The 19799-nt window shown below is 55.7% G+C and carries 1 protein-coding gene; it reads left to right on the forward strand.

What is annotated here, in order from left to right:
* Nucleotides 1–8: 8 nt before the first annotated feature.
* Nucleotides 9–19766, forward strand: coding sequence for a non-ribosomal peptide synthetase (locus CWB99_RS08960; protein ID WP_138551103.1), 19758 nt, complete (start codon nt 9–11; stop codon nt 19764–19766).
* Nucleotides 19767–19799: the final 33 nt, after the last annotated feature.

Consider the following 19799-nt stretch of genomic DNA (forward strand, 5'->3'; position numbering starts at 1 on the left):
GACAGATCATGACAAGCAAACACAACCCGCAGACTCCCTCGTTGCCAGACAAGACACCGGATATTGCCATCGTCGGCCTGTCTCTGCGTTTTCCGGGCGCCGATAACAAACATCAGTTCTGGCACAACCTCAGTCATAAAATCAGCAGTATCAGCGAAGTGCCCGTTGAGCGCTGGGACTGGAAAAAATACTACGATCCAAAGCCTGATAAACAAGCGCAAAAGTCCATCAGCAAATGGGGTGGCTTTATTGGCGATATCGCCGGATTTGATGCCGGTTTTTTTGCCATCTCCCCCAAAGAAGCCCAGAGTATGGATCCCCAGCAGCGCCTGAGTATGGAGCTGGCCTGGGCCTGCTTTGAAGATGCGGGGCTCACGCCATCGCAGTTTAAAAATACCGCCACCGGTGTCTATCTGGGGTGCAGCAATACCGACTATCAGGAGTTTTCGACCGGCAATATCGACCCGCACTTTCTGACCGGCATGTCGACCGGGGTGTTTGCTAACCGCATCTCGCACTATTTTAATTTTCAGGGGCCCAGTGAAACCGTCGATACTGCCTGCTCTTCGTCTCTGGTGGCCATTCACAAGGCCATGAATGACTTTCGCTCTGGCGAGATCAGTGCGGCGCTGGTTGGTGGCGTCAACCTGCTGATCACCAAAAACCGCTATGTCAGCTTTAGTAAGCTGGGTGTACTCTCGCCGCAGGGGCGCTGTAAAACCCTGGATGCCGAGGCCGATGGTTATGTCCGTGGCGAAGGCGTCGGCATGGTGTTATTGCTGCCGGTAGAGACTGCCAAAGCGCTGAATGCCACCATCTATGGCATCATCAAAGGTAGCGCTGTGGGGCACTCAGGCAAAACCAATACCCTGACCTCACCGAGCCCGTTTTCACAGTCGCGGGTGATCCAACAAGCCATCGACAATGCCCGGGTTGGCTCTGATCAAATTGGCTTTGTCGAATTACATGGCACCGGCACCGTGCTGGGGGATCCACTGGAGATCCAGGGCCTGAAACGCGCCTTTCGCGCCAGTAAACAGCAAACGCCCGATGCGCCTTGCTATCTCAGCACCGTGAAAACCAATATCGGCCATTTAGAGTCGGCCGCTGGTATTGCCGGAGTGATCAAAACCTTGCTGGCCTTTGAACATGAGCAGGTGCCACCGCTGCAAAACTTCGAGACGCTGAATCCGAAAATCTCTCTGGAGAAATCACCGTTTAAGTTAGCCACCGAGTGTATGCCCTGGACAGGCGAGCAGCGCCTTGCCGGAATATCCTCCTTTGGCTTTGCCGGGGTGAATGCCCATGTGATCTTAGAATCACCACAACGCCTCAACCCAGAGCGCCCAGCGTTAGACACCGCCCTGCCGATTGTACTATCGGCCAGAACCCGGACCGCGCTCACGCAACGTGCCGAAGATTTACTTGCCTATCTTGAGTCGGATAACCCGGTTGAGCTACGAGATTTAAGTTATACCCTCGCGATGGGCCGGGAGTCGATGAAACACCGGATGGGATTTGCCACAGACTCACTGGCTTCTGTCAAAGTGCAACTGAGCAAGTTTGTTACCGGTGAAGCTGGCGACTGGCACTATAGTAAAGTTGCCGCCACTACAGAGCAGAGCGAGGTCACTCACGAAACACTCGCTGCGCGCATAACCGGCTGGGTACAGGGCGATATCATCGACTGGCAAGCCGGCTATAGCAACCTCTGCCCGCAACGTATTAGCTTGCCTGCCTATCCGTTTGAGCATAAACCCTACTGGCTCGACGCAGAAGACGCGGCGCAACTCTCACACCTGCATCCGCTGCTGCATCGCAGTATACCGGCGCTGGGTGAGCTGATCTTTGCCAGTGACTTTACTGGCAATGAGTACTTTTTACGCGACCACCAGGTGCAGGGCCAGGCTATGCTGCCCGGCGTCTGTACGCTTGAAATGGTCCATGGCGCCATGACTTTGTCGGGCCAGCTGGCGGATAACCAGTCGCTGCGCCTGAGTCAGGTGAACTGGCGCAGACCGGTAACCGTTGACGCGCAAAGCGGCCCGGTTTATTTGTCGCTAAAACAAACCGGTGATCGGGTAACATTTGAGTTATACCGTGAAGCACACGATACGCGCCAGGTGTATGCCAGCGGCCAGGCTGAGGTTACAGAGCACAGCGTCACAACGCGCGCCATCGAAGCACAACCTGACGCCCGCACAGTCGCAGCCTCTGAGTTATATCAGCAATTTAGCGCCGCAGGCGTTGACTATGGCCCGGCTTTTCAGCGCATCACTACATTATCTGTGGCAGACCAACAGGCACAAGGCGAGCTCAACCCGGTTATTGCCCCCGACTTTGCCTTTGCCCCCGAGCTACTCGACAGCGCCCTGCATACCCTGTTGGGTTTTGCACAAGATGCCCGCCCGGGATTGCCCTTTGCACTGGAACAGGCTGAATTACTCACGCCGCTGCCATCGGGTCAAACACTGATAGCCTGTGCGACCCAAACCACCCATGCTGATGCCAGCAGCCAGAAGTTTGATGTCGATATCTGCGATGAACAAGGTGCGGTGTATGTGCGTCTGCGTGGATTTTCGACCCGCTCAATGGCGCACGATACCGATGCGACTCAGCTGTTTACGGTACTTCCAGGCTGGCAACATCTGACAACACTGCCACCTGCTGAAACGACTCAATACCGCTTTGATTATCAGGGGCCCGCGTCGCTCAAACCAGCCTGGTGTGCAGACTTGGCTGAGCCTGCTGATCACCTGTTGTGGGTAGCCAAGGACGAGTACGCAGAGCCATTAAAACTGTTTACTCACCTGAAAGCCCTGATCGAACAAGGTAAAGGCACAGAGCCGCTGGCCATCACTTTGCTTACCTTCCAGACGCAGCAAGTGTATGACGAAACCGTCGAGGCACACGGCGCCGGGCTGACTGGATTGCTGCAAAGCGTGGCTCAGGAGTACCCACGCTGGCACGTGCGCATTGTCGATTTGAGTACCACAGACAGTGAGGAGACAAGCCACTGGCAACAGGCGACTCACTTGCCTGCGGGCTTTTATGCGCACCGCAACGACATTTGGCATACCTTCAGCGCCTGCGAGCACACCTACCTGGATTCAGGTAAGTCAGCCTATCGCCAGGATGGCGTCTACCTGGTGCTGGGCGGCGCAGGCGGCCTGGGTCAGGTCTGGAGTGAATGGATGATCCGCCAGTATCAGGCACAAGTTGTCTGGGTTGGCCGCCGTGCGCTGAATGAAGATATTGAGCAGGCAATCAGCCGATTGAGTGAATTAGGCCCTGCACCGCAGTATATTCAGGCCGATGCCTGCGATGAAGCGGCCATGCGTGCCGTGATGCACACCATTGAGCAAGACTATGGGCAGCTCCATGGCGTGGTGCATTCTGTGTTGCATCTGGAAGATCAGGGCCTGGCCAACATGGACGACGCTCAGTTCCTGAGAGCTTATCAGGCTAAACAGGCCAGTGGTGAAACCTTACTGAGCGTGTGCAAAGACCAGCCACTCGACTTTGTACTGCTGTTCTCTTCAATGCAGTCTTTCTCGCCTGCACCTGGCCAAAGTAATTACGCTGCGGGCTGTCAGTATCTGGACAGTCTGGCCCGCTCGGCCAGTGCAGAGCTGCCAATCAAGGTGGTTAACTGGGGTTACTGGGGCGATGTTGGCCGGGTCAGCGACCCGTATTATCAGCGTAAAATGCGCCAGGCCGGGATTGGCTCTGTCGACGCGCAATCAGGCATGGCGGCACTGGCAAAGTTCATGTCTTCATCGCTGACGCAGGTCGGTGTGGTGAAAATGATACCAGAGCGGGCACAGGCGGCGCTGGTGCGCAGCAGCTATTCTTCAGAGTCCAGTTATAACGCATTTCAGTCTGAGCAAGCTGCTCCTGCGCTGGCACTCGATACCCAACCTGCTGACACCGAGATCCTTTATGCGTTGTGCCAGGCACTTATCAGTGCAGGCTGGCAGCATCCGACTGAGCGCACCAAGGCGCTATCAGCCTTGCCGGATTACTTTGAATTATGGTGGCAGGAAACCGCACGCTACCTGAACGAGGCCGGTTTACTACAAAACGACGAGCTGACTCTGCCCGAGCCGCCAGCCAATCTGACCGTACTGGAACAGGATGACTATGCGCTGCTCAACGCGGCGCTGGCGGCACTGCCCGAGATTTTATCCGGCCAGCGTAAAGCCACCGACGTGCTGTTTCCCGGCGGATCACTGACACTGGTTGAATCGGTATACCGGGATAACCCGGTGGCCATGCATGCCAATAAGGCGCTGGTTACCCAACTTACCCACTATCTGGCAAGTTTAGGTGAGCAGCCCATTAGGATCCTGGAGATTGGCGCAGGTACCGGCGGCACCACGCGTACTGTACTGCCCAAATTGCGCAATTTTACTGTCACTGAATACGCTTACACTGACTTGTCGCAGGCCTTTTTCAGCCATGCCAAAGCACAATTTCAGCCAGACTATCCTTTTGTGCAGACCGCCTATTTTGACGTCAGCAAGCCTCTCACTGAACAGCAAATTGACTTAGCCAGCTATGACGTGGTGATTGCCACCAATGTGCTGCACGCCACTCCTGACATGCTGAGCACACTGAACAACGCCAAGGCATGCCTGAAGCGCGGTGGTCTGTTATTAATCAACGAAGTGACTCAGCCATCGCTGTTTACTCAGCTGACCTTTGGCCTGCTCGAAGGCTGGTGGCTGAGCAAAGACACCACGCTGCGCCTGCCAGGCTCTCCTTTGTTGTCGCAGCCGCGCTGGCAGCAGTTACTAAGCAGCAATGGCTTTGAACTGACAGCCTCTGCCACAGACGCGCAATCACCACAGCAAGTGCTGTGCGCGCAAAGTAATGGCCGTTTGGTGCAGCAACGCGCAAAACCGGCTCAACAGACGACACCAATTTCAAACCACAATACAGCGATGCAACAACCCGAACAGACACAGACCGACTCGCAGCCAGCAACAGACAGCGCAACCCTGAGCGATTTCGTCGCCCAAACCCTCGCAGGGATCGCCAGCCAGGCGCTGAGCATGACGGCGGATGAATTAGACCCGGATGACTCGTTTGCCGATTACGGCGTGGATTCGATCCTGGCCATTCAGATCCTCGATGAGATCAATGCCCGTTTTACTCTGAGCCTGCCGCCAACCTTATTGTTCGACTTTCCGTCCATCGCGACGCTGAGCGCGCACATAGTGGCTGAGCACAGCGATAAGGCAATGGCTCTCATGCACAAAACGCAGCCTGCAATGGCGACTACACAACAGGCTGCGCCAAAGTCGATTCAACCCGCTACAGATGAAGTAAAACCGGCTCACAAAACCAGTCATAACAACGCAGACAAAATTGCCATCGTGGGCATGAGTGGTCAGTTTGGTGATGCGAGCAATGTCGACGAGTTCTGGGAGATGCTGAGCAACAAGCGTACCTCGGTGCGTGCGCAGCAACGTTGGGATCTGAGCAACTTGTCACCCGAGGCACAAAACTGGTGTCGTTATGCCAGCTTGCTGGATGACATCGCCAGCTTTGACGCGCCGTTTTTCTCCATCACACCACAAGAAGCTGAGGTGATGGATCCGCAGCAGCGCCTTTTTTTACAGGAGGCCTACCGGGCGCTGGAAGACGCTAACATGATCACTCAGGCTGCGGGCAGCAATACCGGCGTTTATCTGGGCTGCGCGCAGGGCGATTATGCCTCGCTGGCACCCCAGGATGCTCCGGCGCAGTTGTTCTGGGGCAATGCCGGTTCGGTGATCCCGGCGCGGGTCTCTTATTATCTGAACCTCAAGGGGCCGGCGCTGGCCATAGACACCGCCTGCTCATCGTCATTGGTGGCCATGCACAGTGCCTGTCAGGCGCTGAAAAATGGCGAAATAGACGCGGCACTGGCCGGGGGCGTTGCCACCTTATGCACCCCGCAGTTTTCACAACATGCCGGTAAGGCAGGCATGCTCAGTGCCGATGGCACCTGCTATACCTTTGACGACAGAGCCAATGGCTTTGTGCCGGGTGAAGGTGTCGGCGTGGTGGTATTAAAACGCCTGAGTGATGCAGAGCGTGAGGGCGATCACATTCTGGGGGTCATTTTAGCCTCAGCCACCAATCAGGACGGCACCACCAGCGGGATCACCGCGCCTAGCTCAGTTTCTCAGCAACAGTTACATAGCCGTATCTACGAGCAATTTGATATTGCTCCGGACTCTCTGAGCCTGATTGAAGCCCATGGCACCGGGACCAAGCTCGGTGACCCCATTGAATTTCAGGCCCTGACCCGGGCATTTCGTGCGGAAACCCCGCGCAGCCAGTTCTGTGCTCTGGGGTCGGTCAAAACCAATATCGGCCACTGCCTGACCGCCGCAGGCGTCGCCGGTGTGATCAAAACCATCCTCGCCATGCAGCACAAAACCATTCCTGCTTCACTGCATTATCAGCAGGGTAACAGTCATATCGACTGGCAGGATACGCCGTTTTATGTCGCGCAGGAAACCCAACCCTGGACTGTGCCGGATGGCCATCCGCGGCGCGCCGGTGTCAGCTCATTTGGTTTCAGTGGCACCAATGCACACCTGATCCTCGAAGAATATCAGCCGACAAAAACCGCAGTGCAAGTCGCCAGCGCACAGCCGGTGATCATTGCACTGTCGGCCAAATCTCCCGAGGTGCTGCGCGACAAAGCCCGCAAACTAGCGGACTGGCTCGCTCAGACGCAACTGGATGACAGCGCGCTTGAATCGCTGGCGTATACGCTGCAAAGCGCGCGTGAAGCGATGGATTGTCGTATGGCCTTTGTTGCCCACACGCTGGCCCAGGTACACACCCAGCTCAGTGACTTTGCCAATCAACAAGCAGGCACCTACAAACAGGGCAACAGTAAACAAGGCAAAGCCATTTTGGCGGCGCTGGATAAAGACGATTTTAACCGCTGGACGCAAGCCGGTGAGCTGAACAAGCTACTCGCTTTATGGGTGGTCGGCGCCGAACTCGACTGGTCTGCGTTTTACGCCGCTAAGCCAACCTTACTGCGCCTGCCGACTTATCCGTTTGCCAGCACTCCATACTGGCTCAGCGGGGCTCCCAAACTCAAGCAGACGAACCCACAATCGGTACCGACTGCCATCGCAGAAGACTCGCTGTTGCACCTCATCCCGCAGTGGCAACCGCTGGATGTGACTTCACAGGCAAGCTGGTCTGGCAAACGCCGGGTCATCGCGCTGGCTCCACACAACGACATGCCAGATGCCATTGTGCTGCAAGATACATCAGGTGACACAGCACAGCGTATTGAAGCACTGACCATCGCCCTGATTGCACATATCAAACAGCTTGCCAGCACCACTGAGCCTTTGCTTATCCAGCTGCTCGTGCCAGCAAACGAACCGCTGCTGATGGCGCTGGCAGGAGTACTGAAAACCGCCGCACTGGAGCATCACTTACTGAGTGTGCAGCTGGTACAGAGCGATACCAATGCACAATCTGCGGCGCACCTTGTTCAGGCAAGCCAGTATACCCAACACAAAGTGCTGCGTTTTGCTCAGGGTCAGTGTGAAGTACAAACGCTGACGCCACAACACAGCGACGCGCCAGCTTTGATGCCGTGGAAAGAAAATGGCCTGTATCTGATCACCGGCGGTCTTGGCCAGCTGGGTCAGTGCTTTGCCAAAGAGATCCTGACTCAAACCCGCCACGCTCAGGTGATTATCACAGGTCGTCGCACCGCGCCTGAATCGCTCGGGATGCCAGGAGATACAAGCCGAATTCATTATTACCAAACCGATATCAGCACTCAAACCCAGTGTGCTGAGCTGCTTAACCGCATTGGTGCACAGCACGGTGCCCTGACCGGGATTTTGCACAGCGCTGGTGTGATTGACGACCAACTGATTGCAAGCAAAACTCCGCAGGCAGTCCAGCGCGTGCTGGCCCCTAAAGTCTCGGGGGTGATGGCGCTGGATAAGGCCAGCAAAGCAGTACCGCTGGATTTCTTTATCAGCTTTTCGTCTATCGCTGCGTGCTTTGGTAACCCTGGTCAGGCCGATTATGCCACCGCTAATGCTTTCCTGGATGCCTATATGCTCAAGCGCCAGCAATGGGGTGAGCAGGGTCAGCGCCATGGTCTAAGCCTGTCGGTAAACTGGCCGCTGTGGGCACAAGGCGGCATGCAAATGGACGCCGTTAAACAAAGTTTGCTGCGCTCGCAGGGCCTTGCCGCCATGCCTGATGAGCTGGGCCTGAAGGCCTTTTACCAGTTGTTTGCTAAGCCGCATACACAACAGTGCTTTTTATACGGTAACCCGGACAAGCTCACACGCTGGATAACCCCGCAAGCCAAAGTTAACGCCCAGACACCCGCAGCACACAACACGGCCACGCTGAGTGATAGTGCGTTAATGGACCACCTGAAAGCCGTGGTGGCGCAAGTCAGTAAACTGCCGGTGGAAGAACTCGACAGCGACCTCGACTTTAGAGATATGGGCTTTGATTCCATTATGCTGATGTCCGTGGTGCAGCAGCTTGAGGCCGATCCTCAGCTTGGCCTGGACGCTCTGCCACCAGCGCTGTTATTTGAGGTGAAAACCCTCAACCAGTTGCATGCTTACCTTGTTAAACAGCAACCCAATATCGCCACGGTGCAGGTAACACACGAAGAGCCGCTCAGCCAACAAGCGCCATTAGGGCAACTGCCACTATCAAAAGCCCAGCAGGGTCTGTGGCTGCTGCACAAGCAAAACCCGACGCTGTGCAGCTACAATATCCCGCTGGTATTCGAGCTTGCCAGCCTGGATGTTGCCCGTATGCAACAAGCACTGGACAGTCTTTGCCAGCGCCACCCGGTGCTGCGTCTGCGTATTCACGAAACGGATGGCAGACCCACGCAACAGATCCATCCGGACACAATCCGGATTGAGCAAACGTCTCTGGCACCGACCTCTAAGGCAGCCCTGACTGATGCAATACAACAGACCATTGCGGTGCCTTTTGACCTATCAGGACCATTGCTACGCGCAAGCGCCTGGCAAGTGGCGTCGGGCGCTCAGTCACGCCATGTAATGGTAATTGTGCTGCACCATCTGATCATCGATGGGGTCTCCGCCACCCAGCTGCTGTCTCAGCTATGGCAGGCCTATTATGAAGGCGCACCAACGGCAGCGCCCGACCTGGGCTTTTTCGACTACCTTGACTGGGAGCAGCAGCTGCTGGCCAGTCCAAGTGCAGACACGCTGAAACACTTCTGGCAGCAGTCACTGAATCCTGCGCACACACCACTGCCCCTGCCTGGAAAACGCACAACGCAAGTAAACCCGGGCGAGCCAAACAGTGCGCGCGTGACGCTCAACTTGCCAGCCCGCACTGAGCAGCAACTTGAGCAGTTTTTAGCCCGTCACAAACTCAGCACCTCGGTGTTTTTCTTAACCGTGTTTCAGACGTTACTGAGCCGTCTCACTGGTCGCAATGAGATAATACTGGGCACGCCTGTGATGCAACGACCCAAAGCCAGTATGGCGCAGTCGCTGGGCCTGTTTGTGAATCAATTGCCACTGCCACTGACCCGCAATAACAGCACAAATTTTGTCAGCCAGACACGGGCGAACCAGACACAACTGGACGCCGTGATCAGTCACAGCGCCCTGCCCTTGTCTGAGCTGCTCAGCGCCGTCAATGCGCCACGTATACCAGGTGTTCACCCGCTGTTTCAGATAGGCTATGCCTGCCATAACTTTATTCAGGCCGACTGGGTAGAGGACAATCAGGCGCTACTGGGGGCGCTGTGGCAAGAATTCCAGCAGGATGCTGAGCTGGACCTGAGCCTGGAGGTCACCCCGCTGGGTTGCAGCTATCAGCTGGCCTTTAAATTTGCGACCCGCGCTTATGAGCGCCATACCGTGCAAACCCTGGCAGATAGTTATGTGCAGCTGCTGGAAGATGTGCTGCTAAGCGGTGACTTACCACCCGACGGTCAGCCACAGACACCGAGCACAAAACCCGCAACTTTGCTAGACAGCTTCACCTTACAGGCCGCGCAGCACCCGACCCAGACGGCAGTCTCGTTTGCCGGTGCCACGCTGAGTTATCAGGCACTGGAGCAGCAGGCAAACCAGCTGGCCCATACCTTAATTGCCAGAGGTGCGCGGCCCGGCAGCCGGGTTGCCCTATTGTTGCGCCCAAGTGTGGAAATGATAATCGCTATGCTGGCGGTGCTGAAAACCGGCAGTGCCTACGTGCCGGTAGACCCCAGCTCACCAGAGGACAGAGCCCGCTTTATTTTGGCCGATGCCGATCCGGCGCTGGTACTGATGAGCGACGAGCTAACACTGCCTGTCGCGCACAGCCAGGTATATCGCCTCAGTGACTGCCTGCAAAGCAGCACGATGGCACCCGTTACCGCTCCGGGCATAGCGCTGGCGCCGCAAGCGCTGGCCTATATCATCTATACCTCGGGCTCGACGGGTCAGCCCAAAGGCGTGCTGGTTGAGCATAGCAACATTACCGCTTTACTGAACAACACCCAGCCTGGGTTTGGGTTTAATGCCCAGGATACCTGGTGCCTGTTCCACTCGTTTGCGTTTGATTTTTCGGTCTGGGAGATCTGGGGCGCACTGGCCCATGGCGGCAAACTGGTGATCGTGGATGATGCCTGCAAAAAAGACAGTGCTGCGTTCGCGCGCTTTATTCACGACAATCAGGTAAGCATTTTAAATCAGACGCCATCGGCGTTTTATCCGCTGATGACGCATTTGCTGGCGCAACCGGCGCTGACACATTCTCTGCGTACCGTGATTTTTGGCGGTGAAGCACTAGAGCTGAGTAAACTCATGCCCTGGTTTGAGGCAGCACAGCCGCTACCCAAGCTGGTCAACATGTATGGCATCACAGAGACCACAGTGCACGTTACCGAGATGGAAATTACCCGCGAGCTGGTCGAACAGAACCCGGGTAAGAGCATCATAGGAAAGCCATTGCCCGGCTATCGCCTGTACTTACTGGATGAACAACACAGTCCTGTCGCGGCGGGTCAGCCCGGCGAATTGTATGTTGGAGGCTGCGGCGTCAGCCGGGGGTATCATCAAAGAGCGGTACTGACCGCAGAGCGCTTCATCCCTAATCCGCTTGCCGGGCAAAGCGAGGAGCGCCTCTATCGTACCGGCGATCTGGCACGCCTTAATGGACAGGGCCAATATGAATACCTGGGCCGCTGCGACGATCAGGTTCAGATCCGCGGACACCGCATAGAGCTGGGCGAAGTACAACACGCCCTGCTGAGCAACCCGGCCATTCAGGATGCCTGCGTGCTGGCTGCCAGCAAACGTCATGGTGACGTGCTGGTGGCCTACCTGGTCACCCAGGTGCCGCTATCCGATGAAGCGATCCGTGCCGAATTGTTAAAGCTTGTGCCCGAATACATGGTGCCGGCGTATTTTGTCTCAGTGCCCGCGATGCCGCTGACCAACAATGGCAAAGTGGATAAACAGGCGCTGCTCAGCCAGTTGCCGTTTAACTCACACACCGCGCAGGCAGCCCTCTCAACTTTAGAAGCAAGCCTCAGCGCAGCCGTACCGGAGCAAAACATACACGCCGAGGTCTCAGCTATATGGTGTGATGTGCTGGACGTGAGTCAGGTTGCGCCGGATGCGCCCTTTTTCACGGTTGGGGGCGACTCCCTGCTGGCCAATGTACTGGCCACCAAACTGAGCGCCAGGTTCAATATCGACCTGCCGCTGACGGAGGTGTTTCAGTACAGCACCATTAACGCCCAGTGCGATTATTTATCTGCCAAAGTCACCAGCCCAATTGCTGCGCATGTACAAGCACCAGAGCCGGTGCCCCCTGCAAAGCCGACAACCGCTGATCAGGCCATCGCCATGATAGGCTTATCCTGTCATTACCCGGACTCCCCCGACGCACAGACATTCTGGCAAAACCTCATTGAAGGCAAAAACCTAGTTCGCCACAGCCACAGAGCCGAGTCAGACGCGTCTATGATCAGGCTCGATACCTGGGTTGAAGGCCAGGATGAATTCGACCCCGGCTTTTTTAATCTCTCGGAAAAACAAGCCCGTACCATGAGCTATGCACAGCGCCAGCTGTTACTGCATGCCTGGAAAGCGGTGGAAGACGCCGGTTATCGCTGTGACCAAATGCCCAACACCGGCGTGTATATTTCCGCCTCAGGCGGCGACCTGACCGATCTTAACCTGCATGACAAATTCAGCAACGGGGAGTTTGTCCTCAATGCCGAGGACTATGTTGCATCAACGCTGAATCAGCCCGGCACGCTGGCAACCAGTATTTCCTATCATCTGGGTCTGACCGGCCCAAGTCTGTTTGTGCATTCCAATTGTTCTTCATCCCTGAGCGCACTGGCACTGGCCTGCTCGGCGCTTAAAGCCGGTGACATAGACTACGCCATTGTCGGCGCAGCCTGTTTATTCCCGCAGCGCACCACAGGATACAAAATAGAAAAAGGCCTCAACTTTGCCCCCGATGCGCGCTGCAAAGTCTTTGATGCCCAAGCCGATGGCATGATAGGCGGCAATGGCGTCTCTGTGGTGGTGCTCAAACGGGCCGATGAGGCAACCCAGGATAGCGATCACATTTACAGCCTGATTAAGGCGGTGAAGGTGAACAACGATGGCAACAACAAGGCCGGTTTCTTTGCCCCGGGCACCGAAGGCCAGATGCAGGTGATCACCCAGGCACTGCAAAGCGCCGACGTCTCACCGGCGAGTATCAGTTATGTCGAAGCCCATGGCACCGGCACCGCGCTGGGCGATCCCATTGAATTTGCTGCGCTGCAACAGGTTTATCAGCCGCATAGTGAAGCAAAACAATATTGTGGGCTGGGTGCCGTAAAATCGAACCTGGGTCATACAGACACCCTGGCAGGGCTTACCGGACTGGTGAAAACCAGCTTGTCGCTGCATCACAAACTGCTGCCCGGCACCTTGCACTACAGTGAGCCGAATCCACATGTGGACCTGGCTAACTCGCCGTTTTATGTCGTCGACAGTACGCGCTTGTGGGAAACCCCTTTGTTACCAAGACGAGCTGCGGTCAGCTCATTTGGTATTGGCGGCACCAATGCCCACGCCATTTTGGAAGAAGCTCCGGCTGTGCAAACACAGAGTGCGCTAAGCAGTCAACCTTCAATCGTGGTGCTGTCGGCAGCCACACCAGAAGTACTGCAACGTCAGGTTAGTGAGCTGTTGAACTGGCTTGAGCGTACCCTGTGCGATGATGCGCTGAGAGTTAGCCTAGCCTACACCCTGCAAACCGGCCGCCAGGTGATGGTACATCGCGCAGGCTTTGTGGTGTCTTCTCTAAACGAGCTTAAAACTCAGTTGACACATTACCTGGCAAGGAGTGAACAAACACCTTTGAACCCAGTTCCCACTGGCACACCGGCCAGCTGGCTTGCTCAGGGCGACTATCAGGCTATTCTGAGCCACTGGCTGGACAGCGGCTTTGAGGATTGGGGCTTTATGTATCAGGGTCAGGCAATCAGCAAACTGAGCCTGCCCACTTATCCCTTTGATCTGAAGCCATACACGCTCGGCCTGAGCCAGACTCAAACAGAAGAGTTGGTCCCATGCACGCTGAGTGTGCCAAAGTGGCGCACCCAGCCTGTGGTGACAAACAATGAGACAGTTGCGCCCGACAGTACATCGTCACACTGTGTGGTGCTGTGCGACCTGCCGGAGTTGGAAGTCGCCGGTGCCATCACCCAAGTGCTTAGCTCAAGCCATTACGCACCGGAGCAGCAGGTCAGCGACTATGGAACTCAGCTGCTCGACATCATACAGTCTCTCGCGAAAACCAGACAGCCGACCCTGTTACAGCTGGTGATAGGCAACACTCAGGCCGAGCCGCTGGCTAACCTCAACAGTTGTCTGCACGGCCTGCTGAAAACCGCCAGCATTGAACACCCTATGCTGCGCACACAGCTGTTGCTGGTAGACCCGACACTGAGTTCAGATACGCTGTACACTCTGCTGACCAATAACCGCAATGCGCCCGACTCCGTCATTGCTTATCAGGGCACAAGCCGCACTGTATTGGGCTATCAGCCAGTGAACGATGTGAACCCGGTCAGTGCGTGGCAGCCCGAAGGCGTGTATCTTATCACCGGCGGGCTCGGTGGCATTGGTCGTCACTTTATTGCCGAACTGGCCGCTTTACGGTTTGCCACCACAGTGGTCGTAACAGGTCGCCGAGCCGCCGACGACGCTCAGGTAGAGTCGCAGCTGCGTAACCTTAAGCAAGGTCAGGTGCAACTGGTTTATCGTCAGCTGGATGTGGCTCAGAAGATGAATACCTTGCTGCTGGTGCGCGACATAGTGCACGAATTTGGTGCGCTCCATGGCGTGATCCATGCGGCCGGCATAGTGCAGGATACCTTGCTGTGCAACAAAACCCCGACCTCCTTTGCGCAGGTGCTGGCACCTAAAGTCACGGGCGTGGTGGCGCTGGATGAGGCCACAGCAGATCTGCCGCTGCACTTCTTTGCCTGCTTTGCCGGGCTCAGTGGCGTACAAGGTGCCGCCTCTCAATGCGACTATGCCACAGCCAATGCGTTTCTCGACAGCTATATGCACCAGCGTCATGCCCTGGTTGCCAGTGGTGAGCGTCACGGCCTGAGCGCCAGTATCGACTGGCCTTTCTGGCAAGACGGCGGTATGCAGCGCAATGCCCAGTTTGCCCATACGGATACGGCCATGCCCACCAACAGTGGCATAGACGCTTTTTACCGGGCACTGCAACAACCTCAGACGCTGGTGCAATATACCCCGGCCGACCCAAACCATGAGCAAGTCAGTGACACCGCTACACCAGCAGCCCAGTTTAGCAGTGAAGCCGCACTGGACGCTGCGCTGACAGAGCAGCTGAGCACTATGGTAGCGGCTTTACTTGGCGTGCAACCGGATACACTGGATGGAGATACCGATCTGGGCGAATTCGGCGCAGACTCCATTGCCTTTATTACCTTTATCAATCAGCTCAACAGCCGCTATCAGCTTGAGCTTTCGCCCAGCGTGCTGTTTATGCACTCGACCCTGAACAGCCTCAGAGCCCATATTATCGCCGAGTATGGCGATACGCTGATCGCCACGACTAACGAGACGCAAACAAGCTCAACGGATACAGTAGCAGAACAAGCCCCGGTGAATGCCTCAAATGATGAAGCGATTGCCATTATTGGGATCAGCGCCGCCTTCCCCGAGGCGAGTAACCTCGACGAATTCTGGCACAACCTGAGCACAGGCAAAGACTGTGTGACCCGCCACAGCTGGCCACAGCCGCAAGACAGCGAGCTCAGCTGGCCCGGCGAAATTAACTGGCTGGGCCGTCTGCGACGCGACACCGAGTTCGACCCCTTGTTCTTCAATATTGCCCCGGCAGAGTGTGAGCGCATTCAGTTACAGGAAAGCCTGCTGATGATGCATGTCTGGCAGTGTATTGAAAATGCCGGATACGATCCAAAGTCGCTGGCAGGCACCAGCACCGGGTTGTTTATTGGCTGTCAGTCTGGATATCACGAAGGGCTGATCACCTCCCCGGCATTTGCGCCAAACCGCATGAGCTACTTCCTCGACCTGCACGGCCCGAGCGAAGGGGTAGATACCACCTGTTCATCATCGCTGGTTGCTGTACATAAGGCCATGGCGGCGATCCGCCTGGGTGAGTGTGAGCAGGCCATTGTGGGTGGCGTCAATATCATAGACACCCCCACCGCCTCCTTGGCGATGCAGGAGATAGGTGCGCTGTCGCCGGATGGACGATGTAAAACCTTTGCTGCCGATGCCGATGGCATAGTGCGGGGCGAAGGCGTTGGCATGATCATGCTGAAAAAGCGCTCGGCAGCCGAGCGCGATCAGGACGCCATTTACGCCACCTTGCTGGGGTCGGCGGTTAACCATGGCGGAAAATCACAGGGCTTTACCGTGCCCAATGCCCGGGCACAAACTCAGCTACTGGATAAAGCCTGGCGCAACGCCAACATAAACCCAGCCACACTCAGCTACATCGAGTGTCATGGCACCGGCACCACGCTTGGCGATCCGGTTGAGCTGGATGCGCTCAAAGCAGCCTTTAATACACATCAGTGGCCGACGCAGTGTGCGCTGGGCTCAGTGAAAAGCAACATAGGTCATACCGAAATTGCCGCCGGTATCGCAGGGCTTATCAAGGTTGTTTTGCAACTTAAGCATCAGACTCTGGTGCCGTCGCTTCATGTGCATGCACTTAACCCCTATCTGGCGCTCGAGGATACGCCGCTTGCGGTACAAACCCAGGCGCAGCCCTGGGAGCACGGCGATACACCAAGGCGCGCAGCCGTCAGCGCCTTTGGGATCAGTGGCGTGAATGCTCATGTGGTACTCGAAGAGTATCAGCCGAACATCACTGAGCAACACACAGCTTTGCCGGACGCCCCGGCGATGGTGGTGCTCTCGGCCACCAGCAAAGCAGCACTGGCGCAAAAAGTCGCAGAGCTTTCCAATCATGTTGCGACTTTGCCAGACACGCCGCAAATACTGACGCAGCTGGCCGCGACCTTAGCGCTGGGCCGCACGGCACAGGCATACAGACTCGGCTGGGTAGTGTCCTCACTGGACGCGCTGCGCACCGCCCTGAGCGAAGCCGTGCCTGACCAAACCCAGAAAGTTAGCCATAACACCAACGAGCAGCTAACAGCAGAGCAGTTGCTGACACTGCATCAAACCCAGGAATATGCCGCCATAGTGCGCCTGTGGCAATCCGGCAAAGTCGTGAGCTGGCAGCCGCTTTACCCAACTCCTTTGCCAAAACTGCATCTGCCTGGTACGTCTTTTATCAGCAAAAACGCAGTTGAGGCTGAACAAACAAGTCCCTGGCTGCTGCTCGACAACCAATTTCACCCGGCTGCACTGACTCTGCCAGAAGACTGGCAAACATCACTAACTGCACAGCTGGCACACAGGCATATTTTGCTGGTCTCAGACACCCAGGCGCAGCTTGAAACCCTCAGTAAGCCCCTACATGCAAGTGGCTGTAAGGTGACTTCGCTGTGCTTTGAACAACTGGACAACTCAGCGCTGGATCCTGAAGATCTGCCGGATACCATTTTTGTGCTGGGCTGTGGTTCATTGCTTGAGCCGCAGCAGCAGATAAAACCCCTGTTCGAGCTGATGCAGCTAACCGCTCGTCACGACAATCACACAATGCAGCTGTTTTATGCCACTCAGACCGACCCGCAGACAGAAACCCGGGACGACCTGAGTGCCCTGCTGCGTTGCTACAACCTGCGCAATCCGCAGCACAGCTGGACGCTAGTCGAGCAGCTCGGTGAGGCTGCTTGTCTGGGCGAATTGATGCTGCAGGAGTTTGCCAGCACCTTACTGAACACAACCGCGCATCAGCCAAATCAGGTGCAATACCGCGATGGTGCGCGCTTTGCACTGCAACTGACGCAACTGCCGGGCGCAAACGACACAACTCAGCCTGAGTATGAAATACGTCACAGTGGTACTTATCTGATCGCAGGGGCACTGGGCGAACTGGGTATGGCACTGAGCCAGCGCTTGCTGGAAGATTTTGATGCCACTCTCATTTTGCTGGGCAGGCGCGATGAGCAAACCGTACAGCCACAACTGACCAAGCTCAGCGGAAAAGGCACAGTTCACTACCTGGCACTTGATATTGCCGACGCCCAACAGCTGGAACAACTCAGTGCTTTACTGAGCGACAAGTCACTAGAGCTCAACGGCGTGTTCCATCTCGGCACCACCTACACGGAAGAAGAAAACAGCTGGGCCGACTTTGCCCGCTCAATGCAGGTCAAAGTACAAGGCACGCAGCAGCTGGATGCCCTGCTTGGCGGCTGTGAGCTGGACTTTTTTATGCTGTTCTCTTCCATGGCCGTGTTTGGCAGCCTGAATCACCTGTCGTATTCGTACGCCAATGGCTTTCAGAACGCCTTTGCCCGGGCCCGAAATCAACAAGTGGATAAGCGGCAACGTCATGGTCAGACCCAGGCAATTAACTGGGGCTACTGGCATTCAGATGATCCGCTAAAAAGCATTGAAAACAGTTTTGCCGAGAAAAAGGGCTACCAGCTGATCCAAATGCACGATGCCTTTGCGCAACTGCCCAAGCTGCTCAGCACCAAGCGCAGTACCCTGGCTGCCATTTGCACCACAGAGCCCGAACGCATCATGCATAACACAGCAGCACTGTTGCAGCGCAAGCGCCTGACGCACACGCGTCTGGAACAAGTATCGGAAGACACTCCTGATGCGCCTCAGGATATCGCTGGCACTGTGGTGAGCATTGTTGGCCAGGTGCTGGGAATAGCCCCCGATGAGCTGGATCTAAATTGCGATCTGTATGATTACGGCTTTGACTCTATCTCATTGCTGAAAACCTTCCAGCAGCTCAAAGCCCGGCTCAGTATTGATATTCAGGCCGATGCCTTTAAGAACATGAATACCATTCAGGCACTGATCGACGAAATCGACAAGGCCCATGGCCAGGTTCAGCGTGAAGACGACGCACCGTTACCTGAGTTTATTGTCGATGCGGGCATTGATCTACCGACGCTGCCCGATGAGATAGTGCATGCCTATGAGGGCGACGTCCGTCATGTGCTGCTCACTGGTGCAACCGGCTTTTTAGGCAGTCATCTGCTGGCAGAGCTGATGGCCACCACCAAAGCAAAAATATACTGCCTGGTACGCGCCGACAGCGCAAAGCAAGCACTGACTCGCATTGCCGATAATGCCAAGCAGTATGCGCTGACTCTGGATCTGGAGCGCATCGTGCCTGTCCCGGGAGATATGGAGCAATCCCGCTTAGGTGTATCCGATGAGCACTGGGCATTACTGTGCCGGGACATCCAACACGTGGTGCATACAGCCTCGTATGTGAACCATATCCAGCCCTACTTTGCCTTTAAAAAGTCGGTGGCTGGTACCAATGCCCTGCTAACACTGTGCTGTACGGATACGCTGAAGATGATCCATTTTGTCTCCAGCACCACCGCCAGCACCCAGATCAAAGACTCGCACTTTTCGGTTAATCCGAGAGAGTCCTTTATTCCACAAGACGAAGCAGCCTTGCTGTGCAGTGGATACGGTCAGTCAAAATGGGTGCAGGAAGAAAACATTCGTCAGGCATCACTCATAGGTGTGCCCTACACGGTTTACCGCTTTTCAGAAATCTCGGGCTCATCGAAAACCGGGATTGGTAACACGGATGATGTCTTCCACCGTATCCTGAAAATGATGCTCAGCATAGAGGTGCGCCCGGCTGAAAGCCCCTACATGCTCGATATCATTCCGGTTGACCGCGCGGCTACCTGTATTGTCGCCGGCATGAGTGACTCGCAAAAACGCAATCGTGTCTATCACGTGGCTAACCCAGCGCCATTGAGCATAAAGGCCTTTTATGACTTTGCCGCTGAGCGAGGTTTACACTTTACGCACACCGATAAAGCCGAGTTTATTGGTGCCTGTGAAGCCTACGCGGCCCAGCGTGAAGGCAAAGTTCAGGTCATTATGCAGGGCTTGTTGTCATCACGCCCTGGCTACGATGAATATCTGTTTGAAGCCTATTTTATGCCGATGGACCCGTATGATAAGGACAACTTTATTGCACTGACAGAGCGCTATGACATCACGCTGGGTGACTGGGAGCGTTTATTTGATACTTACTTTACCCAGTGGCTGGAAGACAGACACTATCGGGAGATCTGGCAGGAGAGTTAAGTAGACTACAAAGCGGGCGTAATAGCCCGCTTT

It is taken from the genome of Pseudoalteromonas rubra (assembly GCF_005887095.1).
In the GTDB taxonomy this organism is placed as follows: domain Bacteria; phylum Pseudomonadota; class Gammaproteobacteria; order Enterobacterales; family Alteromonadaceae; genus Pseudoalteromonas; species Pseudoalteromonas rubra_E.

What these genes read in the sequence shown, in the direction of transcription:
- CWB99_RS08960 (WP_138551103.1), top strand. Translation starts at nt 9, where the DNA reads ATGACAAGCAAACACAACCCGCAGACTCCCTCGTTGCCAGACAAGACA.